Origin of the sequence: Lysinibacillus sp. C5.1 (assembly GCF_016350185.1) — a bacterium.
Classification (GTDB): Bacteria; Bacillota; Bacilli; order Bacillales_A; family Planococcaceae; genus Lysinibacillus; species Lysinibacillus sphaericus.
The window spans coordinates 1,066,836-1,090,750 of sequence record NZ_CP066226.1; the positions used below are offsets into that span (position 1 = coordinate 1,066,836).

General features: G+C 38.0%; 28 protein-coding genes. All 28 read left to right on the plus strand.

Annotated elements, in window-relative coordinates:
- The first annotated feature begins 162 nt into the window (after positions 1 to 162).
- The gene (locus tag I5435_RS04875) at positions 163 to 384 is read left to right on the plus strand and encodes a flagellar FlbD family protein (RefSeq protein WP_024362027.1); all 222 of its coding nucleotides are present in this window, start codon (positions 163 to 165) and stop codon (positions 382 to 384) included.
- Positions 374 to 802 (plus strand): flagellar basal body-associated protein FliL, encoded by a 429-nt coding sequence (gene fliL, locus I5435_RS04880; RefSeq protein ID WP_024362026.1) that lies wholly within the window; start codon positions 374 to 376, stop codon positions 800 to 802. The genes I5435_RS04875 and fliL overlap by 11 nt, the downstream gene beginning before the upstream one ends.
- A 33-nt stretch (positions 803 to 835) precedes the next feature.
- Positions 836 to 1,831 carry a flagellar motor switch protein FliM gene (gene fliM / locus I5435_RS04885; protein WP_024362025.1) on the plus strand — a complete coding sequence of 332 codons (996 nt, stop codon included), beginning with the start codon at positions 836 to 838 and terminating at the stop codon, positions 1,829 to 1,831.
- On the plus strand, positions 1,824 to 3,056 hold the full coding sequence (gene fliY / locus I5435_RS04890) for a flagellar motor switch phosphatase FliY (RefSeq protein WP_024362024.1): 1,233 nt from the start codon (positions 1,824 to 1,826) through the stop codon (positions 3,054 to 3,056). Before fliM ends, fliY begins: the two co-directional genes overlap by 8 nt.
- A gap of 21 nt (positions 3,057 to 3,077) precedes the next feature.
- Complete coding sequence (locus I5435_RS04895; protein ID WP_004269288.1) at positions 3,078 to 3,440, plus strand: response regulator; 363 nt, start codon at positions 3,078 to 3,080, stop codon at positions 3,438 to 3,440.
- 10 nt (positions 3,441 to 3,450) lie between these two features.
- Positions 3,451 to 4,122, plus strand: coding sequence for a flagellar biosynthetic protein FliO (locus I5435_RS04900; protein ID WP_227665413.1), 672 nt, complete (start codon positions 3,451 to 3,453; stop codon positions 4,120 to 4,122).
- The gene (gene fliP, locus I5435_RS04905) at positions 4,119 to 4,784 is read left to right on the plus strand and encodes a flagellar type III secretion system pore protein FliP (protein WP_024362022.1); all 666 of its coding nucleotides are present in this window, start codon (positions 4,119 to 4,121) and stop codon (positions 4,782 to 4,784) included. The genes I5435_RS04900 and fliP overlap by 4 nt, the downstream gene beginning before the upstream one ends.
- A gap of 13 nt (positions 4,785 to 4,797) precedes the next feature.
- A complete protein-coding gene (gene fliQ / locus I5435_RS04910; protein ID WP_024362021.1) occupies positions 4,798 to 5,067 on the plus strand; it encodes a flagellar biosynthesis protein FliQ in 270 nt (89 codons plus the stop codon).
- Positions 5,068 to 5,071: 4 nt separating this feature from the next.
- Entirely contained in the window at positions 5,072 to 5,848 is a 777-nt protein-coding gene (gene fliR / locus I5435_RS04915) for a flagellar biosynthetic protein FliR (protein ID WP_024362020.1), read from the plus strand.
- 1 nt (position 5,849) lies between these two features.
- Positions 5,850 to 6,938 carry a flagellar biosynthesis protein FlhB gene (gene flhB / locus I5435_RS04920; RefSeq protein WP_024362019.1) on the plus strand — a complete coding sequence of 363 codons (1,089 nt, stop codon included), beginning with the start codon at positions 5,850 to 5,852 and terminating at the stop codon, positions 6,936 to 6,938.
- A gap of 24 nt (positions 6,939 to 6,962) precedes the next feature.
- Positions 6,963 to 8,996: a flagellar biosynthesis protein FlhA gene (gene flhA, locus I5435_RS04925; protein ID WP_024362018.1), complete on the plus strand. Its 2,034-nt coding sequence runs from the start codon at positions 6,963 to 6,965 to the stop codon at positions 8,994 to 8,996.
- Positions 8,993 to 10,189: a flagellar biosynthesis GTPase FlhF gene (gene flhF, locus I5435_RS04930; protein ID WP_024362017.1), complete on the plus strand. Its 1,197-nt coding sequence runs from the start codon at positions 8,993 to 8,995 to the stop codon at positions 10,187 to 10,189. Before flhA ends, flhF begins: the two co-directional genes overlap by 4 nt.
- Positions 10,186 to 11,061, plus strand: a complete 876-nt coding sequence (locus tag I5435_RS04935; RefSeq protein ID WP_024362016.1) for a MinD/ParA family protein — start codon at positions 10,186 to 10,188, stop codon at positions 11,059 to 11,061. Before flhF ends, I5435_RS04935 begins: the two co-directional genes overlap by 4 nt.
- Complete coding sequence (locus I5435_RS04940; protein WP_025218799.1) at positions 11,062 to 12,216, plus strand: protein-glutamate methylesterase/protein-glutamine glutaminase; 1,155 nt, start codon at positions 11,062 to 11,064, stop codon at positions 12,214 to 12,216.
- Positions 12,217 to 12,232: 16 nt separating this feature from the next.
- Positions 12,233 to 14,299 (plus strand): chemotaxis protein CheA, encoded by a 2,067-nt coding sequence (locus tag I5435_RS04945; RefSeq protein ID WP_024362014.1) that lies wholly within the window; start codon positions 12,233 to 12,235, stop codon positions 14,297 to 14,299.
- 27 nt (positions 14,300 to 14,326) lie between these two features.
- Positions 14,327 to 14,773: a chemotaxis protein CheW gene (locus I5435_RS04950; protein ID WP_024362013.1), complete on the plus strand. Its 447-nt coding sequence runs from the start codon at positions 14,327 to 14,329 to the stop codon at positions 14,771 to 14,773.
- Between the two features lie 10 nt (positions 14,774 to 14,783).
- Positions 14,784 to 15,416, plus strand: coding sequence for a chemotaxis protein CheC (locus tag I5435_RS04955; RefSeq protein WP_024362012.1), 633 nt, complete (start codon positions 14,784 to 14,786; stop codon positions 15,414 to 15,416).
- 3 nt (positions 15,417 to 15,419) lie between these two features.
- Positions 15,420 to 15,926, plus strand: a complete 507-nt coding sequence (locus I5435_RS04960; protein WP_024362011.1) for a chemotaxis protein CheD — start codon at positions 15,420 to 15,422, stop codon at positions 15,924 to 15,926.
- Positions 15,926 to 16,297 (plus strand): hypothetical protein, encoded by a 372-nt coding sequence (locus I5435_RS04965; protein WP_024362010.1) that lies wholly within the window; start codon positions 15,926 to 15,928, stop codon positions 16,295 to 16,297. The genes I5435_RS04960 and I5435_RS04965 overlap by 1 nt, the downstream gene beginning before the upstream one ends.
- 365 nt (positions 16,298 to 16,662) lie before the next feature.
- Positions 16,663 to 17,433 carry a FliA/WhiG family RNA polymerase sigma factor gene (locus tag I5435_RS04970; RefSeq protein ID WP_024362009.1) on the plus strand — a complete coding sequence of 257 codons (771 nt, stop codon included), beginning with the start codon at positions 16,663 to 16,665 and terminating at the stop codon, positions 17,431 to 17,433.
- Positions 17,434 to 17,464: 31 nt separating this feature from the next.
- Positions 17,465 to 17,773: a hypothetical protein gene (locus I5435_RS04975; RefSeq protein ID WP_024362008.1), complete on the plus strand. Its 309-nt coding sequence runs from the start codon at positions 17,465 to 17,467 to the stop codon at positions 17,771 to 17,773.
- 9 nt (positions 17,774 to 17,782) lie between these two features.
- Positions 17,783 to 18,358, plus strand: a complete 576-nt coding sequence (locus I5435_RS04980) for a DUF6115 domain-containing protein (protein ID WP_337983327.1) — start codon at positions 17,783 to 17,785, stop codon at positions 18,356 to 18,358.
- A gap of 157 nt (positions 18,359 to 18,515) precedes the next feature.
- A complete protein-coding gene (rpsB, locus tag I5435_RS04985) occupies positions 18,516 to 19,235 on the plus strand; it encodes a 30S ribosomal protein S2 (RefSeq protein ID WP_024362006.1) in 720 nt (239 codons plus the stop codon).
- Between the two features lie 101 nt (positions 19,236 to 19,336).
- Entirely contained in the window at positions 19,337 to 20,224 is an 888-nt protein-coding gene (gene tsf, locus I5435_RS04990; protein WP_069510104.1) for a translation elongation factor Ts, read from the plus strand.
- 236 nt (positions 20,225 to 20,460) lie between these two features.
- Positions 20,461 to 21,189: a UMP kinase gene (pyrH, locus tag I5435_RS04995; protein ID WP_024362004.1), complete on the plus strand. Its 729-nt coding sequence runs from the start codon at positions 20,461 to 20,463 to the stop codon at positions 21,187 to 21,189.
- Positions 21,186 to 21,743, plus strand: coding sequence for a ribosome recycling factor (frr, locus tag I5435_RS05000; RefSeq protein ID WP_108029527.1), 558 nt, complete (start codon positions 21,186 to 21,188; stop codon positions 21,741 to 21,743). The genes pyrH and frr overlap by 4 nt, the downstream gene beginning before the upstream one ends.
- A gap of 359 nt (positions 21,744 to 22,102) precedes the next feature.
- The gene (locus tag I5435_RS05005; protein ID WP_024362002.1) at positions 22,103 to 22,897 is read left to right on the plus strand and encodes an undecaprenyl pyrophosphate synthase; all 795 of its coding nucleotides are present in this window, start codon (positions 22,103 to 22,105) and stop codon (positions 22,895 to 22,897) included.
- A complete protein-coding gene (locus I5435_RS05010; RefSeq protein WP_337983328.1) occupies positions 22,894 to 23,694 on the plus strand; it encodes a phosphatidate cytidylyltransferase in 801 nt (266 codons plus the stop codon). The genes I5435_RS05005 and I5435_RS05010 overlap by 4 nt, the downstream gene beginning before the upstream one ends.
- Positions 23,695 to 23,915 lie beyond the last annotated feature (221 nt).

Genomic DNA, 23,915 nt, shown 5'->3' on the forward strand with positions numbered 1-23,915 from the left:
TTTTAAGCCTTTAAGTATGCAACCAAATAGCTGCTAGTAATTTAGTAGAGCTTTGGATGATGTCACAAGAGGTTATGCGTAGAGGGCGTTCGAGCTATAAAACATAATTTTCAATATGAGGGAGGGTCGGGCCGGCTCTTGCGCTAGACCGGCCCTATTTCAATGATTGAACTAACACGACTAAATGGCAAAGCATTTACACTAAATGCTTTATACATAGAAACAGTCGAATCTTTCCCAGATACGACTATTACTTTAACAACAGGAACAAAAATTATTGTGTTACAGAGTGAAGATGAGGTGCGACAAAAGGCAACAGCTTTTTATAACAATATACAAGTACTATCAAACCCGCATCTACGAGGTGAAGAAGATGAAGAATAATAAAGTGTTAACGATGATTATCATCGTACTAGTGGCGATTATACTTATTGGCGTTATTGCGTTTGTATTATTTACTCAATTCAATAAGCCGGCAGCATCACTTGAACCATCAATAGACGATATTGTAGAAGCCTCTGTTGATGTTCCTGAAATTATGACCAATCTTGCTGATAAAAGGGTTGTGCGCATGACGCTAAAAATCCAAACTACTAGCAAGGACGCTGCAGAAGAGTTAAAGAAGCGTGATTTCCAAACGAATAATTTAATTATTCAAGAGCTTTCAGAAATGGAACAAAAAGATTTAGATGGCAAGCAAGGTAAAATAATGTTTGAAAAGGCAATAAAAACACAGTTAAATGAATTGATGCAAGAGGGAGAAATTCAACAAGTATATATTACCTCCTACATCTTTCAATAAAAATTAGAAACTGCTTGAAATGGAGGTGGGCAAATGGCAGGAGATGTGTTATCCCAATCTGAGATAGATGCGCTACTATCTGCAATCTCGACCGGAGAAATGTCAGCGGATGACATTAAAAAAGAGGACGAGGGGCGAAAGGTTAAAGTTTATGACTTTAAGCGAGCGTTGCGCTTCTCAAAAGATCAAATCCGAAGTTTGACCCGAATACATGAGAATTTTGCACGACTACTGACTACCTTCTTTTCTGCACAGTTAAGAAGCTATGTACAAATTACAGTAGCATCAGTAGACCAAATACCCTTTGAAGAGTTTGTTCGTTCAATTCCGAATATGACGCTCATTAATGTGTTTGAAGTGCCACCACTTGATGGTAATATATTGATGGAAATAAACCCAAACATTGCTTATTCGATGTTAGATCGTTTAATGGGTGGTAGTGGAGCAAGTCATAGTAATGTTGATAACTTAACAGAAATTGAAACAAAAATTATGACAAATCTCTTTGAACGCTCATTCGACAATTTACGCGAAGCATGGGAAAATGTTGCTGAAATCGACCCAATTTTAGTAGAGCTTGAGGTAAATCCTCAGTTTTTACAAATGATTTCACCAAATGAAACGGTAGTCGTCATTTCATTAAATACGATTATTGGTGAGACAAGCGGTATGATTAATATTTGTATTCCGCATGTTGTTTTAGAGCCAATTGTACCAAATCTATCTGTTCGCTATTGGATGCAAACTAATACAAAAGAGATGTCACCAGAGCAAACAAAAATGCTTGAAACACGTGTAAAACAAGCTCAATTGCCTCTTTCTGTTGAGTTAGGCATTAGCGACATCACCATTGAAGACTTCTTAATGATGCAAGTCGGTGATGTTATTCAATTAGAACAAAAAATTGATGATCCACTGCTGCTGAAAGTAGGTACATTACCTAAATTCACAGTACAACCTGGCAAACAGGGTAAAAAATTAGCAATCCAGATTATCGACCCTTTGAAAGGAGGAGACGAAGATGAGTGATGAAATGCTCTCCCAAGAAGAAATTGAAGCGTTATTAAGGGGCGAAACGTTGGACGATAGAATGAACGACAGCGAAGCTTCTACAAAAGAAGAACAAAATGAGGTAAGAGTAGAGGATTACCTTGATTCGTTTGCTCAAGATGCACTCGGTGAAGTCGGCAATATATCTTTTGGTAGTTCAGCTACTGCTCTTTCTGCGTTATTAGGACAAAAAGTAGACATTACTACCCCTAGTATTTCAATGATTAACCGTAATAAGTTAGAAGAGGAATTTCCTCATCCGTATGTAGCCGTACAGGTAGAATATACGATTGGTTTAACAGGTATGAATTTACTTGTTATTAAACAATCAGACGCTGCCATTATAGCCGATTTAATGTTAGGAGGGGACGGTTTAAACCCTAAGCCCGACCTAGGTGAAATTCAGCTAAGTGCAGTACAAGAAGCGATGAATCAAATGATGGGTTCTGCGGCAACATCCATGTCGACAGTATTCAACAAAAAGGTGGATATTTCACCACCGACAATCGATCTAATGAATATTTCTAAAAATGAAGGTCGAGACAATATTCCGGAAGACGATTTACTAGTAAAAGTTTCATTCCGATTACGTATCGGTAATTTAATTGATTCGAACTTAATGCAATTATTGCCACTGAAGTTTAGTCAAAATATTGTCAAATCATTATTAGGTGAAACAGAGGCGATTGCAGAGCCAGTTGCAGCTACCATTGCACCGGAAGCGCCTATTGCGCCACCACCAGTTCAACATACACCGCCACCAGCACAGCAACCGGCATATCAACAACCGGCTGCACCAGTGCAACAGCCGATGTATCAAGAGCAACCACCAATGTATCAAGAACAACAACAAATTCAGATGCAACAAAGACCAGTTCAACCTGTAAATGTTCAGCAAGCACAGTTTGCTAGCTTTGATCCAAATGTAATCTCTCAATCTGAGGCTAGAAATTTAAATATGCTACTTGATATTCCATTGCAAGTTACTGTAGAGTTAGGACGTACGAAACGTTCTGTTAAAGAGATTTTAGAACTAGCTAGTGGATCGATTATAGAATTAGATAAATTAGCAGGGGAACCAGTTGATATTCTAGTAAATAGTCGTCTAATTGCCAAAGGCGAAGTGGTTGTTATTGACGAAAACTTCGGTGTCCGCATTACAGATGTTTTAAGTCAAGCAGAGCGTTTAAATAATTTAAGATAGTTTCAATTGGAGGAGTTAACCATGTCTAAAAGAATTTTGATTGTAGACGATGCTGCATTTATGCGCATGATGATCAAGGATATTTTATCCAAAAACGGATTTGAAGTTGTAGGGGAAGCTGCCGATGGTCTACAGGCTGTTGAAAAATACAACGAGTTAAAGCCAGATTTAGTAACAATGGATATTACAATGCCTGAAATGGATGGTATTGCGGCTCTTAAAGCGATTAAAGGTACTGATCCAAGCGCAACAGTAATCATGTGTTCAGCAATGGGACAACAAGCAATGGTAATCGATGCAATTCAAGCTGGCGCGAAAGACTTCATTGTTAAGCCTTTCCAAGCTGATCGTGTAATTGAAGCGATTCAAAAAGCACTAGGATGATTTCATGCAAATGTTAAAATCATTTCGTGTCACGATGATTTTCGCATTTCTTGTAACCTTCCTATTTGTGTATCCACCAACAGTTTCTGTTCATGCAGATACCGATACAAATAGTATTGAGTATTGTATGAAAAAACCAGAGGAATGTAAGGAAAATTCAGACCCAGCTGCGAAAGAAGATACAGTTGTTTCAGCAGCTGGAGATGTTTCTGCATGGGAATACATAAAAATGGTTTTGGCGCTTATTTTTGTTGTAGCTTTATTTTATGGGTTGATGAAGTTTTTAAATAAAAGAAATTTAACTTTTCAACGAAATCAAATGGTACAAAATTTAGGCGGTTTATCGTTAGGGGCACAAAAGTCTGTTCAACTGTTGCAAATAGGTAAAACGATTTATTTGGTTGGTGTCGGTGAAGATGTCCAACTGATTCGAGAAATTACCGATCCGCAAGAAGTTGAAGAGCTGTTAGCGCTCTATAACGAAAAACAGGAATTTGCGGCAACATCACCTTATATAGCAGAAGTAATTTCTAAGTTTAAGAGAAAAAATAAACAAAATTCATCAACAAGCACACAACAAGATTCGTTTGGTGAACTTTTTGAAAAAAAAATCTCTGAAATTAAACAGGAGCGTAGTGAAGAATTAGAGAGATGGAAGCAAAAGGAGAATGATGATAAATGAATGATATAGTCAATTATTTTTCCAACAGCGACCCAACCAATGTCTCAACTTCTATTAAGCTCCTTTTATTATTAACTGTATTGTCACTTGCCCCGAGCATTTTAATTTTAATGACATCATTTGCGCGGATTGTCATTGTGCTCTCATTTGTACGTACAGCGTTGGCGACACAACAAATGCCTCCTAATCAGGTTATTGTTGGACTTGCCTTATTTTTAACCTTCTTTATCATGGCTCCTACATTTCAAGAGGTCAATAAAGAGGCATTACAGCCACTATTTGCTGAAGAAATTGGGCTAGAAGAAGCATATGAGAAGGCAAGTGTGCCGTTTAAAGAGTTTATGAGTAAGCATACAAGGCAAAAAGATTTAGATCTGTTTTTACAATATAATAAGGCAGAAAAGCCAGCATCTGTAGAGGAAATTCCACTTACTATGCTCGTACCTGCTTTTGCACTCAGTGAAATTAAAACTGCTTTCCAAATTGGTTTTATGATATTTATTCCATTCCTTGTAATCGATATGATTGTCGCAAGTACATTAATGTCGATGGGGATGATGATGTTACCACCGGTTATGATTTCATTGCCGTTTAAGATTTTATTATTTGTACTCGTCGATGGCTGGTACCTCGTAATGAAATCATTACTACAAAGTTTTTAGGGGATGATACAGTATGACAGGTGAAATGGTTATTTCAATAGCAGAGCGTGCCATTATGATTATCCTTCTAACAAGCGGACCGCTATTATTAGTTGCTTTAATCTCTGGTTTAGCGGTAAGTATATTTCAAGCAACAACTTCGATTCAAGAGCAAACATTAGCATTCGTTCCAAAAATCGTCGCAGTATTAGTGGCCATCGTTTTCTTTGGTCCGTGGATGTTATCACAAGTTACGAGCTATGCGAGAGACATTTTTGAGAATTTAACGCGTTATATAGGGTGAGTACATGAATGAACTAGTCCCTCAAATAACGGTATTCTTATTAGTACTAGTGCGCGTAACTGCTTTTTTTGTTACGGTACCTTTCTTTTCATATAGGACGATTCCGCAGAAAGTACGAATTTCCCTCGCATTCGTTTTAGCTTGGATGATGTATTATACAATAGACGTAGAGCCATTTCTTTTTAATGGTGATTACATACTTTTAGTGATGAAAGAAGCTGTTATTGGATTGTTATTAGGTCTAATAGGCTATATCATCATGTCGGCAATTCAAATTGCCGGAAGCTTTATCGATTTCCAAATGGGATTTGCCATTGCCAATATTATCGACCCACAAACAGGGGCGCAAAGTCCATTAATCGGTCAATTTTTCAATACATTGGCATTGCTGTTCTTATTGGCAATTGATGGCCATCATATGATTCTAGATGGAATTTTCTATAGTTATCAGTTTTTACCTATAGATCAGGGATTTCCTAATTTCGCGCAAGATGATTATATCCAGTTTGTCATGACAACCTTTACTGCCGTCTTTGCTATTGCGTTTCAAATGGCAGCACCTGTTGTAGCAACGTTGTTTTTAGTGGATTTAGCACTTGGTATAACGGCAAAAACGGTGCCACAATTAAATATCTTTGTGGTTGGTTTCCCAATTAAAATTGGTGTCAGTTTTTTAGTGCTCTTCACAATGATGGCGGTTATGATACAAGTCATTCAAAAGTTGATTACGATTATGATTTATGGAATGCGCGATTTAATGGCGATATTAGGTGGTGGATAAGATGTTGCTACTACTGGATTTAGATTTACAGTTTTTTGCAGGTGAAAAAACGGAAAAGGCGACACCTAAAAAACGACAAGATGCTAGAAAAAAAGGGCAGGTCGTTAAGAGTCAGGACATATCCAGTGCGATTGTGATGCTCATGGTGTTTATCTTTCTATTATTCTTTGCAGGATCATTGCGAGACGATCTGTTAGCTTTTTTTAGGCAAACATTTATCCATAACGTCCGTGTAGAAACACTTACGATTGACAGTGTCATGCATCTATTTACCGAAACATTAGTACAAATGGCTTATGTCATTGTTCCAATAATGGCAATTGCGTTTGTAGGAGCCTTAGCAGGTAATTTTCTACAATTTGGTTTCTTATTCACATTAGAGCCGATGAAATTTGATTTAAAAAAGATGGATCCAATTAAAGGCTTAAAAAAAATTTTTTCTGTAAAAGCCATTGTTGAGCTTATAAAGTCAATCTTAAAGATTTCCTTTATTGGTGGAGTAACAACAATTATCATATGGTCAAATTTACATGAAGTTTTAGCACTATCATTTAAAAGTCCGTGGGTGACCCTTGTTACAGTTGGTAAACTTGTTGGCATTATGGGGATCGCGGCTTCTCTTGTGTTACTATGTGTATCCTTATTGGACTGGATGTATCAAAAACATGAGTATGAAAAAAATCTAAAAATGTCTAAGCAAGATATTAAAGATGAATATAAAAATAGTGAGGGTGACCCGCTGATTAAATCAAAAATCAAGCAACGTCAGCGTGAAATGGCAATGCGTCGAATGATGTCAGAAGTGCCAAATGCTGATGTCGTAATCACTAACCCAACTCACTATGCGATCGCTCTAAAGTATGATGAGGACAGTATGGATGCCCCTCGCGTAGTGGCGAAGGGGACAGACTTTGTTGCTCAAAAAATTAAACTGATTGCGAAAGAACATGATGTCATAATGGTAGAAAACAGACCATTAGCCAGAGCCATGTATGATCAGGTAGAAATAGGCGATTCAGTACCAGAACAATTTTTCAAAGCAATAGCAGAAGTACTCGCTTATGTTTATCGTATTAAGCGGAAAATTTAAAGCTTTTATGTAGGAGGGACACAAATGAAGGTTCGCGATATAGGGGTTTTAGGTGCGGTTATTTTAATCGTTGCGATGCTCATCATCCCTCTTCCTCCGTGGATGCTAAGTTTCTTAATCGTCATTAATATTACGTTAGGATTAATAGTACTTTTAACAGCAATGAGTATGAAGGAAGCGTTAGATTTCTCTATTTTCCCTTCCGTTATTCTTCTGTTAACCCTGTTTCGACTCGGCTTAAGTGTTTCCACAACGCGTGCAATTTTAGCAAATGGAGATGCTGGATCAGTTGTTGAAACCTTCGGGGATTTCGTAGTTGGCGGGAATGTTCTCGTAGGTTTAGTAGTGTTTTTAATTCTTGTATTGATTCAGTTTATCGTTATTACAAAAGGGGCGGAACGTGTTGCAGAAGTAGCTGCTCGTTTCACACTCGATGCGATGCCCGGTAAACAAATGAGTATTGATGCTGATTTAAACGCAGGTGTAATATCTGAGCGAGAAGCACGTGAACGACGTGACAAAGTATCGGGAGAAGCGGATTTCTACGGAGCGATGGATGGTGCTACGAAATTCGTAAAAGGGGATGCAATTGCCTCCATGGTGATGGTAATTATCAACTTATTATTTGGTATTATTATTGGTGTTGTACAAATGGGCTTACCATTTGCGGAAGCAGCAACCCATTTCTCAAAGCTAACGGTTGGTGATGGTATTGTATCACAAATCCCTGCACTTCTTATTTCAACAGCAACAGGGATTGTAGTAACACGCGCATCCTCTAAAGGAAGTCTAGGAGAAGATATTACAGGACAACTATTCGCTCAAGCAAAGCTTCTTTATGTTGCTGGGGGTACTATTATTTTACTTGGTTTATTCACGCCAATTCCTAACTGGGTAACGTTACCAATTGGTATTTCACTTGTTGCAGGTGCTTACATGATGGAACGTAAGAAACCAGAGGATGAGGAAGAATTACTTGAAATTGAGGAAGAAGTGGCAACAGACGGCATGAAGAGCCCTGAAAATGTTGTGAATTTATTAAATGTGGACCCAATTGAATTTGAATTTGGCTATGGCTTAATTCCACTAGTAGATGCAGCCCAAGGTGGGGACTTATTAGATCGCGTTATCATGATTCGACGCCAACTAGCATTGGAACTAGGGATTGTCATTCCAGTTGTTCGTATTCGTGATAATATTCAACTTCAGCCAAATGAATACCGCATAAAAATTAAAGGTAATGAAATGGCTCGTGGGGAGCTTCTACTCGATCATTATTTAGCGATGAGCCCAGGAGATGATGATTCAATCGAGGGTATTGATACTGTTGAACCGTCATTTGGTCTTCCTGCTAAATGGATTACAGAGCAAGTGAAAGAGGACGCTGAGATGTCTGGTTATACGGTTGTTGATCCACCAAGTGTTGTGTCAACACACTTAACAGAAATGATTCGAGCAAATGCGCATGAATTATTAGGACGTCAGGAAACGAAACAATTAATTGACCATTTACGTGAAACACATCCAATTTTAGTCGAAGAATTAACACCCACACCATTATCTACTGGAGAAATCCAAAAAGTATTGGGCAAGCTTCTTCGAGAAAATGTTTCTGTCCGTAACTTGCCGATTATTTTCGAAACATTAGCAGACTATGCAAAACTAACAAGTGATACCGATATATTAACAGAGTATGTGCGTCAGTCATTAGCTCGTCAAATTACCTCTCAATATGTAGGAGACAGCTCATCATTGAAAGTCATTACTGTATCGGGTAAAGTAGAGAAAATGATTGCAGATAGCATTCAGCAAACGGATCACGGCAATTATTTAGCAATGGATCCTCAAGATTCTCAAACGGTGCTAGAGACCATTGCATCAGAGGTAGAGCGTGTGTCATTTATGGAACAATCTGCTATTATTTTGTGCTCTCCGGCAGTTCGTATGTATTTACGTCAGCTGACAGAACGCTATTTCCCGCAGATTCCGGTACTATCTTATAATGAACTTGATGCTTCTATTGAAATTCAAAGTGTTGGGGTGGTGAATGTTGAATGAAAATGAAAAAATATTATGCATCTTCCATACCAGAAGCAATGAAGCTTGTGCGTGCTGATTTAGGCGACGACGCTGTCATTTTGAATTCAAAAGTAGTCGTAACAAAGAAACTTTTTGGGCTTGTTAAAAAGAAGAGCTTTGAGGTTGTTGCAGGGATTGACACGATGGAGCCAAGCAATACGGCTCCAACACCTGCAAGTATGCCTATGATTCCTGTTAAAAAAGAAAATGCTAGTTTACTAGAGATTACAAATGCTGTGCAAGCTAAAATTCAACATGCTCAGCCTACGCAAGAAATAACTTTGCAAGATGAGTCAGGTATGTCTGAAGAACTGAGGAAGGAAATTGCAGATTTAAAATCGTTAATGCAATCAATGCACAAGAAGGCTACCCAAGCTCAATATCCCGATGAACTCTTATCCTTCATTGAATACTTAAGACAGCAAGAGCTAAATGAGGAGCTCATCACAACGATTGGTGATGAGCTTTTTGTGCATTTCAAAGAAGCTTCAGAAATCAATTTTTCACAATGCAAGCTAATTACAAAAAACTTGCTGCGTAAAAAACTAGAAGGCTTGCCGATTGGTGGCCTATCCTATGAACGTAAATATATTAATGTGCTAGGACCAACGGGTGTCGGCAAGACAACGACAATTGCTAAAATGGCAGCTCGAGCGGTTCTAGAGAAAAAGAAAAAAATAGGCTTTATTACTACAGATACATACCGAATTGCTGCCATTGAGCAGTTAAAAACGTATGCTGGCCTATTACAAGCACCTGTTGAAATTGCTTATAATTCGACAGATTACGAGCAAGCTGTGCAACGATTGTCCCATTTAGATTTAGTCTTTATCGATACTGCTGGCCGCAATTATAAGGAAGCAAAATATGTAGACGATCTACAACGCCTTATTAAGTTTGATGATCAAGCTGAATCCTTTCTAGTACTTGCTATGACGGCAAAAGAAAAGGATATGACCAATATTATTGAGCAATTTAAAAGTGTGCCAATTGAAAAATTTATTTTTACGAAGATTGATGAAACAAATTCTATTGGCACAATGATTAATTTAATGATTAAATATAATAAAGGACTTGCTTACTATACCAATGGTCAAGAAGTACCAGAAGATATTGAAGAAGCTGATTTAGAAGCAGTGCTTAATATGTTTTTCCAAGGTGAAGAAAAATGAGAGATCAAGCAGAAACATTACGCTTGAAAATGCTGAAGCGGCAAGGTGAATTAGGTAAAACAATTGCCGTTGTAAGCGGTAAGGGTGGAGTTGGTAAGAGTAACTTTTCAATGAACTTTGCAATTAATTTAGCGAGTAAGGACAAAAAAGTAGCAATTGTAGATATGGATATTGGGATGGGGAATATCAATATATTAATTGGAAAAAATGTTTCTTATAGTTTAAAAGATTACTTAGAAGGAAATAAATCACTAGATGAGGTAATATTTGAAGGGCCACATGGTTTACAATGTATTGCTGGTGGCTCTGGCATGTCGAGTGTGCTGGAATGGTCGGAGGCAATGTTTGAAAGACTGATTCATGCTTTTGAACAACTCCAAAAAAACTTCGACTATATTCTATTTGATATGGGAGCTGGCGCGACAAAATGGTCATTAGAGTTATTAACATCTATTGATGAAATTATAGTGATTACAACAGCTGAACCAACCTCTATTACAGATGCTTATTCGATGATGAAATATATTCATGTTCGCGATATGGATAAGCAATTTTATTTACTTTGTAATCGTGCTTTTTCTAAAGAAGAAGGGATCGAAACGATTGAACGTTTAAAGCTTACGATGAAACGATTTCTAGACAAAGAGGTTATAGTATTAGGCTCCTTACCTGAGGACCCTGTTGTACGTAATGCTGTGCGCGAGCAAGTACCATTTTCAATCGCATATCCAGAAGCACTTATTTCTAAAACACTTCAACTGATAGTGGCTCGGTTTATGGAACAACGTATGGAGGAAGTGCATGCACATGAACAGTCAGCAAGTAAATTCTTATCTAAACTTAGAAGTATTTTTTCGAAAGGGCGTGATTAATTGGACTTTGTACATAAAAGCAAGCTTTTAGTCGTTGATGATTCTGCTTTTATGAGAAAGCTAATTAGTGACTTTTTTGTTGGAAACTCGAGGGTTGAAGTAGTTGGAACAGCACGAAATGGAAAAGATGCGATTAAGAAAATCCAAACATTAAAACCAACAGTCGTGACAATGGATATTGAAATGCCTGAAATGAATGGACTCGATGCATTAAATGAGATTATGACAATTTGTCCAGTGCCTGTCGTCATGCTTTCGAGTACAACCCAGCGAGGGGCTGAAAATGCACTAACTGCAATCGAGTATGGAGCGGTTGATTTTGTTGCGAAACCTAGCGGAACAATTTCTCTTGATTTACATAAAATCCAATCTGAGCTTGTCCATAAAGTTGAACAAGCTTCGTTGGTACCTATTTCTAAATTGAAAAAACCATCAATTAGCAAAAGACAACAAGAACCAATTGTATCGCCTACTTCAATAAGAAAAGAATTGTCGAAGGAACGTAAAGCTACCCCTCCAGTCAATGTGAACGCAACAGGTACGAATGTCACTAAGGGACATATTGAATGGAGTAAAGTTAGTAAAAAAATTGTGTTGATTGGGACATCTACTGGTGGACCGCGTGCACTACAAGAAGTAATTACTAAAATTCCTAAAACAATTCAAGCGCCAATTCTTATTGTTCAACATATGCCAGCGGGCTTTACAAAATCGCTGGCTTCCCGCTTAGACCAATTGAGCGAGATTACGGTAAAAGAAGCAGAGCAAGGCGATATTTTACAAAATGGCGTGGCCTATATCGCCCCAGGAGGATATCATTTAAGGTTAAGAAAAGTTGGTACCTCATTTGGCATCGTTTTAGATAATCACGAACCACCACGTTCTGGTCATCGCCCATCTGTAGATGTGATGTTTGAAGATGTAAGTCAATTTAAAGATTTTGATAAGGTAGCAGTCATTATGACGGGTATGGGCTATGACGGTTCGAAGGGACTGAAAGCATTAAAAAATACCGGAAATGTAGTTGCTATTGCAGAGTCAGCAGAAACTTGCATAGTGTATGGTATGCCGAAAGCTGCGGTGGAAACGCAGCTTGTCGATGAAGTCGCTGATGTAGATGATATTGCACAAACAATTATGAAATATTTGCCTTAAAAGGGGTGTCCTCTTAATGGAAGTCAATCAATATTTAGAGATGTTTATCGAAGAAAGTAAAGAGCATTTACAAGCTTGTAGTGAGCATTTATTAGAACTAGAAAAAAACCCAGATGATTTGGCTATCGTAGGAGAAATTTTCCGTTCAGCTCATACATTAAAAGGTATGTCAGCGACTATGGGCTTCGAAGACTTAGCAGATTTAACGCATAAAATGGAAAATGTCCTAGATGCAATTCGAAATGAAAAAATTCATGTGTCACCAGAAATTTTAGATATTGTATTTGAATCTGTGGATCATTTAGAAGAAATGGTAATGGATATTGCTAATGGCGGAGACGGTAAAAGAGATGTTTCTTCCACTGTCGCACAGTTAAAGCGCATTGAATCTGGTGAGGAAGCTCTTCCAGAAGTAGTAGCTACTGTAGCTATACCTGAAGTACCAAGCGTACTAGAATATGATAGCTTTGAGCAAACAGTTATAACGCAATCTGCGGAACAAGGATTTAATGCTTTTGAAATTTCAGTAAGACTGCGTGAAGATTGTCTATTAAAAGCAGCACGTGTATTTATGGTATTCGAGATTCTTGAAAAAGATGGTGATGTTATTAAATCAACGCCATCTGTTGAGAAGCTTGAAGATGAACAATTCGATCAACAATTTTATGTAGCGTTCGTAACAAAAGAATCAGCAGAAGATATGCAGAAGAAGTTAATGAAGGTTTCTGAAGTTGATGAAGTAAGTGTTGCAAAGATTAATCAAGAGCAATTCAGTGAAAAACAATATGAAGCAAATAAAGAGGTAGCCGCTACAGCAACGGCTACAGCAACAACGCCAGTAGAGGTAGTAGATACACCAGTTGAAGCTCCGGCTAAGCCTGCACCAGCAAAATCAACACCTGCCAAAGCAGATAAAAGTCATGCACCTGTAGGAAACAAAACGATTCGCGTAAATATCGAACGTCTGGATATTTTAATGAATCTATTTGAGGAGCTTGTGATTGATCGTGGACGTTTACAATCCATTGCAACTGAAGTGAATCATGGGGAGTTAAACGAAACTGTTGAACGAATGAGCCGTGTTATGGGTGACCTACAAACGATTATTTTAACAATGCGAATGGTCCCTGTGGAAACTGTATTCAACCGCTTCCCTAAAATGATTCGTCAGCTATCTCGTGATCTTAATAAGAAAATAAACCTTGAGATTATTGGCGCAGAAACAGAGCTTGATCGAACAGTAATCGATGAAATTGGAGACCCACTCGTTCACTTAATCCGTAACTCTGTCGATCATGGCATTGAAAACCCTACTGCACGCCGTGCAAAAGGAAAGCCAGAAGAAGGCACAGTGGTGTTACGTGCTTATCACAGTGGTAACTATGTCTTTATTGAAATTGAAGATGATGGGGCTGGCATTAATCGTGAAAAGGTGTTGGCAAAAGCGATTTCAAAAGGAGTTGTTACGCGTGAACAATCTCTTGCTATGTCAGACAATCAAATTAATGAGCTTATTTTAGCTTCTGGTTTCTCAACGGCAGATGTTATTTCAGATGTATCAGGTCGTGGTGTAGGGCTAGACGTTGTCAAAACAACGATTGAATCGTTAGGTGGTAACATTTCGATTGAATCTACACAAGATGTAGGCTCTATTTTCTCCATTCAATTGCCGTTAACATTATCTATTATTTCGGTAATGCTTGTGGAAATAGAAAAAGAAATTTATGCGATACCACTATCATCAATTATTGAAACATCGATTATCCGTTCATCAGATATTATGAATGCACATAACCAAAAGGTGATTGACTTCCGTGGTAAAGTGGTTCCACTTGTATTCTTAGAAGAAATCTTCGAAGTACCTCGTAAAGAGCTACAAGATGATGAATTCCATTCAGTAGTAATTGTTCGTAAAGGCGAGAAACTTGCTGGTTTAGTTGTCGATTCATTCATTGGCCAACAAGAAATTGTACTGAAATCATTAGGAAACTACTTAACGAATATCTTTGCAATTTCAGGTGCAACAATTTTAGGTAATGGTAAAGTAGCCCTAATTGTGGATTGCAATGCACTTATAAAATAAGGTGAATGAATAAGAGAGGTGTTTACTATGACAAATGCAGTTGAACAAGAAAATATTAAAGTAATTGTCTTCCAATTAGCAGATAAGGAATATGCGATTCCAGTATCACACGTCCAAGGTATCGAGAAACTGATGCATATTACACGTGTACCTAAAACAGAGAAATATGTAAAAGGTGTCATCAATTTACGAGGTGTCGTAACACCAATTATTGATTTACGCGAACGTTTTGAATTACCAATCTCTGAGCACGAAGAAACGACTCGTATTATCATTATCTCTTTAGAAGACATGGAAGTAGGCTTTGTTGTAGATTCAGCGAACGATGTGTTGGATATTCCAGCAAGCTCAATCGAACCTCAACCAGAGGTAGTAGGATCTCTTGAAGAAGAGTTTATTTCTGGCGTAGCCAAAATAGGTAAACGATTATTAATATTATTACATTTAGAGAAAGTATTAAATCCACTAAAGTAGGGATTCGATTATGACACTTAATCAAAAGATTACATCACTACATTTAGACGTATTAAAGGAAATTGGAAATATTGGAGCTGCCCATGCTGCAACAGCTCTTTCCAATTTACTTGGTAAAAAAATCGATATGCGTGTCCCGAAGGTTGAAATGGTGTCGTTTAATGACATGATGGAGCTTGCTGGTGGTTCTGAAAACGTTGTAGTTGGGATTTTTTTACGCATTGAGGGAGATGCTGAAGGAAGCATGTTTTTCATACTTCCGATTGAACAAGCTAATCGCTTTATCCGACGTCTAATACAGGATGAATCATTCGACTTTAAAAACCCACCTGTTTCGGAGTTAGGTTTATCTGCCATGCAGGAAATGGGGAATATTTTATCTGGTTCATATTTATCCGCGTTATCAGATTTTACAAATTTAAAAATTTATCCAACTGTGCCTGGTCTAAGTGTAGATATGTTTGGTGCTATTATTAGTATTGGCTTAATTGAATTATCGCATGTGAGTGATAATGTCATCGTAATTAATACATCCATTTTTGAAGACGGTGTGGAGGATCATGAAACAGTTAGGGGACATTTCTTCTTACTGCCTGATCCAGATTCTTTTGATGCTATTTTTAAAGCATTGGGAGTTTCATAGCCTATGCTTAACAACAATAATAATGGACAAGTAATAAAAGTTGGAATTGCTCAAATGGATGTAGCGAAATTTCCGAACACGATTAGAACTTCAGGACTTGGTTCTTGTGTAGGCGTTATTTTATACGATGAGTCAAAGAAAATAGCTGGTTTAATACATGTCATGCTACCAGATTCAAGTTTAGGTAGAGCAGAGTCAATAAATGTAGCGAAATTTGCAGATACGGGCATTTCAGCTATGATTGATTTATTAAAGCTAGAGGGTGTTCAAAAATTTAAACTGAAGGCAAAAATTGCGGGGGGTGCGCAAATGTTTCAATTTACGTCCGACAAAGATTCAATGCGCATCGGTCCTCGTAATGTGGAGGCTGTAAAGTTTGAATTAAAACGTCATGGAATTCCTTTAGTAGCCGAAAATACGGGCGGTAATAGCGGTCGAACAATTGAATTTAACCCTGCTACGTCGATGTTACATATTCGAACGGTTAACCAAGGAGTGAGTGAAATATAATGTTTGGTTCTATTTTTTATAACCTATGGGGGGCATTGATTGCCTTTTCCCTTTATTTCTTTATGACACTGCAACAGCCCTATACACCATTACGTATTATCATCGGTTCATTTGTAGCAGCAATTATCGTATTTTTTGTCATGTATATCGTAAGGTTTTTAATTGCGTATGTGTTATTTACACCAACTGCCGACCCGTCGGAAGATGACAGTGGACTAGAAGAAAATAGTGCTTCTGTCGTCGATGAGAAGGGGAAAGAAACTTCTACGACAAATTCAACGGTTGAGTTTCAAGATGAAAGCACAGAAGATATTGCACAAGCCGTTCGAACGATGATGCATCGTGAAGATGAACAACAAGTAAATGCATAAGCCAGAACACTTTAAACTGCCTCTAATGTTAGCTGTCGTCTAATTATTGGAGGCAGTTTTCTTCTGCCTAAAATAGAACAGCTATTAATAATAGAATAGTGTTAGAGAATCATATGAAATTATAGTCGAATGTTGTTATAATAAAAGGAAAGAATGGCATAGGTTTGTATCTAAATCTGTCAGTCATTGTAAGCAAAATACTCAAAATGTGATAAGTGAGTCTCTTTTTGATAGACATGTGTATGTTTTTTAATTTTCAAGCGTACAGCGTTAACAAAGCGACAGAACTATTGGCGCCTTGGAGCATTTGAGAGGAAAGCGCAAAAAGTCCGTGCAAACAGGCGCAAAGTAGAGAGGTGGATTTTATGACACAACCAATTCTAAACGATGAACAAAAGCTGTGGAATCGATGGGTGAATGAACGTGATCCTGATGCGGGTGATTTATTAATAAAAAAATATACTTCTCTTGTGACTTACCATGTGCAGCGAATTGGTGCAGGTTTACCTAAGAGCGTATCGCGTGACGATTTAACAAGCTTAGGCATGCTAGGTCTATTTGATGCTTTAAATAAATTTGATATAAATCGAGACTTAAAGTTTGATACATATGCTTCTTTTAGGGTGAGAGGCGCTATAATCGATGGCTTGCGTAAAGAGGATTGGCTACCTCGTTCTGCACGAGAAAAGGCCAAAAAGATGGATGCCAAGATTGAACAATTAGAACAACAGTTAATGCGCCATGTGACGCCTGAGGAGCTTGCACAGCATATGGAGTTACCTGTGGAAGACGTATACCAAACGGTGCAGGAGCATTTCTTCTCAAATGTACTCTCCATCAATGAGCAACAAGATCAGGAAGAAGCAGAGGGGAAGTCCTTTGTAATCCGTGATGATACGACAAAGACTCCAGAGCAAGTCGTAATAAAATCGGAGTTACTCGATGATTTAGCGGTAAATATACAAAAGCTTAATGATAAAGAGCAGCTCGTACTGAGTTTATTTTATACAGAAGAGTTGACACTAACTGAAATAGGTGAAATGCTCGAATTGTCAACATCACGTATTTCTCAAATTCACTCAAAAGCATTATTTAAGTTGCGAAAGCTATTGTCCAATGAAATGATTAATGTATAGTATCTAACGGATTGTTGAGGGAGGAATTTTAATGAGTTTAAAAGGTGTCGAATTACAAATAGCTATTCCAAAAACGTTTGAAGCGGGTAAAATGGCAGATCAGGCACAACAACAAACTTTAGCTCAACAAGTACATGCAAATGAAGCGTTAAAAAAGGAATTAGAGCGCAAGCAAAAAGCTGTAAATACTTCAGAAGGTATGACGGAGATTAGCGAAGAGGAAGAAGCGGGTGGCGAGTATATAAAAGGAACGCGTAAAAAGAAAAAGAACCATAACGAAAAACCAGAAAAACAGGCTCAGCATCCGTTCAAAGGTAATTTCGTGGACTTTAGTGGATAGGAGTTTACTATGACAACCATATTAATTGCTGTTCTCTTTGTTTTGCAGCTACTATCATTTTATTTCATTATTATATTAAATACGAAATTAGCGAAATTCAAAGATTTAGAAGTAAAGCAGGAACGCTTAATGCGAGAAATGGATGATACGATTAGCCTCTATTTAGCTGAAATGAAGGATGAAAATAATCGTCTAATTCAAGCGTTGCAAGTGGTACCAAAACCTACTATGACACCTGATACTGGACAACAGGCACAACCAATAGCTGTGCCTAAAAGTCAAGGACAGCCTTTGTCACAAACCGATGGTGAGATGAAGGCAGTGACAGCTAATAGTGAGCCACGTATTTTAATGCCGAAAAATATCGTAGCGAATGCCTATTCTCGTCAACAACAGGGAGGAACGACGGCTGTGCAAACGGCTGCGCCAAAGATTGATAGTTTACCAAAAGAAGAATCAAAGCCGTTAACGATGGAACAACAAATTGTTCAAATGGCTGAGCAGGGAAAAACTGCTGAAGAAATTGCGAAAAAGCTGCAAAAAGGAAAGACAGAAATCGAGCTTTTATTGAAATTTCATAGCTAAAACAGTTGCGAATGCCATAAAGCTGTGATATAGTAGCAAATGGTGTTATTACTACACACGCATTTTGATGCAGTAAGTGGTGCTCTAAGATTAGGGTAGCTTGTCGCAAGTGATAAATGCGGAGGAAAAAAACCAAACATTCTAGGAGGAAATTCACATGTCAGTAATTTCTATGAAACAATTACTTGAAGCTGGTGTACATTTCGGTCACCAAACTCGTCGTTGGAACCCAAAAATGAAGAAATTTATCTTCGTTGAGCGTAACGGGATCTACATCATCGACTTACAAAAAACTGTTAAAAAATTAGAGGAAGCTTATGACTTCATGCGTCAAGTTGGTCAAGACGGTGGTAAAGTTCTTTTCGTTGGTACGAAAAAACAAGCACAAGAAGCGATCAAAGACGAAGCTGAACGTTCAGGCAACTACTATATCAACCAACGTTGGTTAGGTGGTACTCTTACTAACTTCGGTACAATTCAAAAACGTGTTGCACGTATGAAAGCTATCGAAAAAATGGAAGAAGAAGGAACTTTTGAAGTTCTACCTAAAAAAGAAGTAATCCAACTTAAAAAAGAACACGAACGTCTAGTTAAATTCTTAGGCGGTATCCGTGATATGCACGATCTTCCAGACGTTATGTTCGTGGTTGACCCACGCAAAGAACGTATCGCTGTTGCTGAAGCTCGTAAATTAAACATCCCTCTAGTAGGTATTGTTGATACTAACTGTGATCCAGATGAAATCGACTATGTTATCCCTGCTAATGACGATGCTATTCGCGCTGTTAAACTTTTAACTGCTAAAATGGCTGACGCTTTAATCGAGTCAAAACAAGGTGAAGAAGAAGCTCCAGCTACTGAAGCTGCTGCTGAGTAATTCACGTTTACAAAAAGGTGATAAGTGGCTCAGAACCCTTATCACCTTTTTTAGAACCTACCACTATAAATAGTTTAACCAATTTGAGGAGGCAACACTAAATGGCAAACATTACTGCACAATTAGTAAAAGAATTACGCGAAAAAACTGGCGCTGGTATGATGGATTGTAAAAAAGCGTTAGTACAAACTGATGGTGATTTAGAAGCTGCAATCGATTTCCTACGTGAAAAAGGTCTTTCTTCAGCTGCTAAAAAAGCTGACCGTATCGCTGCAGAAGGTACAACTTATATTTTAGAAAAAGGTAACGAAGCAATTATTCTTGAAGTAAACGCTGAAACTGACTTCGTTGCGAAAAACGATAAATTCCAAGTATTAGTTTCTTCTTTAGCTGAGCAATTACTTGCTGCTAAACCAGCATCAGTAGAAGCTGCAGTAGAGCTTGAAAATGCAGAAGGCGTAAAAATCGCTGACCAAATTTCAACAGCTGTAGCAACTATCGGTGAAAAAATTACACTTCGTCGTTTTGAAGTAAAAACAAAAACTGATGCAGATGCTTTCGGTTCTTACCTACACATGGGTGGCCGTATTGGTGTATTAGTATCTTTAGAAGGTTCTACAGATGCTTCTGCTGCTAAAGATATCGCTATGCATATCGCAGCGATTAACCCAACTTACGTTTCTCGTGAAGAAGTTTCTGCTGAAGAAGTTGACCGTGAGCGTAAAGTGTTAACTGAACAAGCACTTAACGAAGGTAAACCAGAAAACATCGTTGCAAAAATGGTTGAAGGTCGTCTTGGTAAATACTTCGAAGACGTATGCTTACTTGACCAATCATTCGTTAAAAATTCAGATCAAAAAGTTCGCGACTTCGTTGCTTCAACTGGCGGTAATGTAACTGGTTTTGTACGCTACGCTGTTGGTGAAGGTATCGAAAAACGCGAAGATAACTTTGCTGAAGAAGTAATGAACCAAGTTAAAGGTAACTAATTTGTAGACTAGTTCAGTTGATGGATTGGCTTGCATTTGATCCTAATCAAATAATAACTAGATTTTCTAGACAAAAATGGGGAACACAACATAACGTGTTCCCTATTTTTCCGAGATGAGCTAAAAAAGGATAGAATTTTCTATTACCATTATTCACAGCTAGCAATTATTGTTAGATATACTATAATGGAAAAGGAAAAGAAAAGTTTTAAATAAATGTCTGACGGAGGTTTACAATGAGTGTGCCACAATATAAACGAGTAGTTATTAAACTAAGTGGTGAAGCGTTAGCAGGAGAGGCTGGCTTCGGTTTATCACCAAAAATTATCAAGTCTGTTGCTGAAGAAGTGAAGGAAGTAGTAGATCTTGATGTAGAAGTTGCTGTAGTTGTAGGTGGCGGTAATATATGGCGTGGGAAAATCGGTAGTGAAATGGGCATGGATCGTGCAGCAGCTGACTATATGGGTATGCTAGCAACGGTTATGAATTCATTAGCATTACAAGATGCTCTTGAAAAATTAGGTATCGAAACACGCGTGCAATCTTCTATTGTGATGACACAAGTAGCAGAGCCATATATTCGTCGTAAAGCAGTTCGTCATTTAGAGAAAAAACGCGTAGTTATTTTTGCTGCAGGTACAGGTAACCCGTTCTTCTCTACAGATACAACAGCTGCATTACGTGCAGCGGAAATTGACGCAGATGCGATTTTAATGGCGAAAAATAATGTAGATGGTGTCTATTCTGCAGATCCAAAAGTCGATACTACTGCTATCAAATATGATACACTCACATACTTAGACGTTATTCAGCAAGGGTTACAAGTAATGGATTCAACTGCTTCAACTTTATGTATGGATAACGATATTCCGTTAATTGTCTTCTCAATTACGGAGCAAGGTAATATTAAACGTGCCGTACTGGGCGAGAAAATTGGAACTGTTGTTAGGAGGAATGCACAATGACTAAACAAGTATTAGAACAAGCGAAAGAAAAAATGAACAAATCAATTGCTGCTTTTTCACGTGAATTAGCATCAATCCGAGCAGGCCGTGCAAACGCATCTCTACTAGACCGTATTTCTGTAGAGTACTATGGTGCGCCAACCCCAATCAATCAACTTGCAGGTGTTGCAGTACCAGAAGCTCGTTTACTCGTGATTACACCTTATGATAAATCCATTTTAGGTGAAATTGAAAAAGCGATTATGAAGTCAGATATCGGTATTACACCGACAAATGATGGTTCTGTTATTCGTTTAATGATTCCAGCGTTAACAGAAGAACGTCGTAAAGACCTTGTAAAACAAGTGAAAAAAGAAGCTGAAGATGCAAAAATCGCAGTACGTAATGTTCGTCGTGATGCTAATGATGATCTTAAAAAACTTGAAAAAGCAGGCGAAATCACAGAAGACGATTTACGTGGATACGGTGACGATATTCAAAAATTAACAGATGAGTTCATCGTGAAAGTAGACCAAGTAGCGAAAGAAAAAGAAAAAGAAATTCTAGAAGTGTAAGCAGGCGCTTTGCATTTCTATGATGGAACTTTTTGATGAGATGAAGGCGTCCTATACATAACAGGACGTCTTTTCTCTTTTATTGTAAAAGTATTCATTTCTTATCGGTGTTACAATTTTCACCTGCTCTCTACGAGCCGTAATGGTTAACTCGTTTACACGTAGTATACGAATTACATTGTTCTGGCTTATTAGCAGTTGCTGAATGTAGCAAGACAAGATTTTTCTTTGAGATGTGTGTTGTTCTAAAATAAGCTAGTTCATACATAGTCAATTAGAGGGAAAAAAAAGACAAAAAGCACTTTTGTTTGTTATGATAGGTTAGTATACGTCCGATTAGTTGTAGTGGGGGAGTTAGCATGTTTAAGAAGCTATTAGGTAAACAAGTAAATATGGATACACTATCATTGGAGGAACGTGTTGCCCTTGCGAAAAGCGAGCCGATTCCTGCCCATGTAGCGATTATTATGGACGGAAATGGACGTTGGGCTAAAAAACGTGCCATGCCACGTGTTGCTGGGCACCATGAAGGTATGAAGACGGTACGGAAGGTAACTAGATTTGCATCTGATCTTGGCATAAAAGTATTAACAGTGTATGCGTTCTCTACAGAAAATTGGAAACGGCCAAAGCCTGAAGTCGATTTTCTGATGCGTCTACCTGTAGAATTTTTAGGATCTTTTTTACCGGAAATGATGGAGCGCAATGTGCGAGTTGAAATGATTGGAGATCCGTCACTCTTGCCAGCACATACACAAAAAGCATTGTATGAGGCAATGGAAGAGACGAAGCATAATACAGGGTTAATTTTAAACTTTGCTTTAAATTATGGTAGTCGTTCAGAAATGGTAAGTGCCATGAAAACGATGCTTCAAAAAGTACAGGACGGTCAATTAACTATACAAGACATAAATGAGGAATGTATGACAGCTCATTTAATGACAGCTCATCTACCAGAGCCAGACTTACTCATTCGTACAAGTGGTGAAGTACGATTAAGTAACTTTATGTTATGGCAGCTCGCCTACACAGAATTTTGGTTTACAGATACATTGTGGCCAGATTTTAGCGAGGAAAACTTTCTGGAAGCGGTGGAAAACTATCAAAAACGTAATCGCCGTTACGGTGGGTTGAAGGGAGAAGAAACATCTTGAAACAACGAATCATCACAGCAATCATTGCCGCGGCACTGTTTATTCCATTTGTTATTTATGGAAAGGTGCCATTTACACTACTTGTACTAGCAATGGCTGTTGTAGGCTTTTATGAAATACTGAAGATGAAAGGTATTTCCATTTTTTCAGTACCTGGTATGATCGGGTTACTAACGCTTATTATGCTTGTCATACCAAAAGATTGGGCAAATGAGGTAGTACATGCAATCGGCTATTCATCGGTTCTAATGGTTATTTACGGACTGGTCATGCTGTTACTTATTTATGTAGTCCTCGTAAAAAATAAAATTACATTTGATGAAGTTGGCTTTATTTTGCTTGGGGCGTTTTATGTAGGATTAGGTTTCCATTATTTAATCGAAACGCGAAACTATGGTCTTGAATTTGTTGTATATTGTTTACTTGTTGTTTGGACAACAGATTCAGGAGCCTATTTTGTAGGTAGAAAACTAGGTAAAAATAAGCTTTGGCCTGAAATATCACCGAAGAAAACGATTGAAGGCTTTGTTGGTGGGATTGTTATAGCGGTTATTTTTGCTATAGCTATGCAAGCGATTTATCCATTTGCTAACGGTTATGCTTCACTTATTGTGATCACGATTTTTGCTTCGATAATTGGTCAGATGGGCGATTTAGTGGAATCAGCTATCAAGCGCCATTTTGACGTAAAAGATTCAGGCAATATTTTACCAGGACATGGCGGGATTCTAGACCGCTTTGACAGTTTATTATTTGTCGTGCCACTACTGCATTTTTTACATTTATTCGGTAGCTAAGTATGTAAGACCTTGTTAGGAAGCGTCATTTGCCTAAAGTTTTAGGAAAAGATATATCGATGGGCGCAAGGCGGGCGACCTCACTTTGAAAAGCGAGCCGTAAATAGCTCGACATACTCACCAAAGGGCGACGCCAGCTGCTTGTCGAGCAAGCTTGGAATAAAATCGGGACGCAATGATGGATGAAAATGCGAATTCTGCAATAGATCGCTTAGATAGAA

Bases quoted from the DNA above. Each gene is read 5' to 3' on its own strand.
- I5435_RS04900 (WP_227665413.1), top strand. From the start codon at position 3,451: ATGTTAAAATCATTTCGTGTCACGATGATTTTCGCATTTCTTGTAACC.
- fliQ (WP_024362021.1), top strand. From the start codon at position 4,798: ATGACAGGTGAAATGGTTATTTCAATAGCAGAGCGTGCCATTATGATT.
- I5435_RS04895 (WP_004269288.1), top strand. From the start codon at position 3,078: ATGTCTAAAAGAATTTTGATTGTAGACGATGCTGCATTTATGCGCATG.
- I5435_RS05005 (WP_024362002.1), top strand. From the start codon at position 22,103: ATGTTTAAGAAGCTATTAGGTAAACAAGTAAATATGGATACACTATCA.
- I5435_RS04965 (WP_024362010.1), top strand. From the start codon at position 15,926: ATGTTTGGTTCTATTTTTTATAACCTATGGGGGGCATTGATTGCCTTT.
- fliP (WP_024362022.1), top strand. From the start codon at position 4,119: ATGAATGATATAGTCAATTATTTTTCCAACAGCGACCCAACCAATGTC.
- fliR (WP_024362020.1), top strand. From the start codon at position 5,072: ATGAATGAACTAGTCCCTCAAATAACGGTATTCTTATTAGTACTAGTG.
- flhB (WP_024362019.1), top strand. From the start codon at position 5,850: ATGTTGCTACTACTGGATTTAGATTTACAGTTTTTTGCAGGTGAAAAA.
- flhA (WP_024362018.1), top strand. From the start codon at position 6,963: ATGAAGGTTCGCGATATAGGGGTTTTAGGTGCGGTTATTTTAATCGTT.
- fliL (WP_024362026.1), top strand. From the start codon at position 374: ATGAAGAATAATAAAGTGTTAACGATGATTATCATCGTACTAGTGGCG.
- I5435_RS04935 (WP_024362016.1), top strand. From the start codon at position 10,186: ATGAGAGATCAAGCAGAAACATTACGCTTGAAAATGCTGAAGCGGCAA.
- I5435_RS04980 (WP_337983327.1), top strand. From the start codon at position 17,783: ATGACAACCATATTAATTGCTGTTCTCTTTGTTTTGCAGCTACTATCA.
- pyrH (WP_024362004.1), top strand. From the start codon at position 20,461: ATGAGTGTGCCACAATATAAACGAGTAGTTATTAAACTAAGTGGTGAA.
- flhF (WP_024362017.1), top strand. From the start codon at position 8,993: ATGAAAATGAAAAAATATTATGCATCTTCCATACCAGAAGCAATGAAG.
- fliM (WP_024362025.1), top strand. From the start codon at position 836: ATGGCAGGAGATGTGTTATCCCAATCTGAGATAGATGCGCTACTATCT.
- fliY (WP_024362024.1), top strand. From the start codon at position 1,824: ATGAGTGATGAAATGCTCTCCCAAGAAGAAATTGAAGCGTTATTAAGG.
- frr (WP_108029527.1), top strand. From the start codon at position 21,186: ATGACTAAACAAGTATTAGAACAAGCGAAAGAAAAAATGAACAAATCA.
- I5435_RS04950 (WP_024362013.1), top strand. From the start codon at position 14,327: ATGACAAATGCAGTTGAACAAGAAAATATTAAAGTAATTGTCTTCCAA.
- I5435_RS04955 (WP_024362012.1), top strand. From the start codon at position 14,784: ATGACACTTAATCAAAAGATTACATCACTACATTTAGACGTATTAAAG.
- I5435_RS04875 (WP_024362027.1), top strand. From the start codon at position 163: ATGATTGAACTAACACGACTAAATGGCAAAGCATTTACACTAAATGCT.
- I5435_RS04970 (WP_024362009.1), top strand. From the start codon at position 16,663: ATGACACAACCAATTCTAAACGATGAACAAAAGCTGTGGAATCGATGG.
- rpsB (WP_024362006.1), top strand. From the start codon at position 18,516: ATGTCAGTAATTTCTATGAAACAATTACTTGAAGCTGGTGTACATTTC.
- I5435_RS04960 (WP_024362011.1), top strand. From the start codon at position 15,420: ATGCTTAACAACAATAATAATGGACAAGTAATAAAAGTTGGAATTGCT.
- I5435_RS04945 (WP_024362014.1), top strand. From the start codon at position 12,233: ATGGAAGTCAATCAATATTTAGAGATGTTTATCGAAGAAAGTAAAGAG.
- I5435_RS04975 (WP_024362008.1), top strand. From the start codon at position 17,465: ATGAGTTTAAAAGGTGTCGAATTACAAATAGCTATTCCAAAAACGTTT.
- tsf (WP_069510104.1), top strand. From the start codon at position 19,337: ATGGCAAACATTACTGCACAATTAGTAAAAGAATTACGCGAAAAAACT.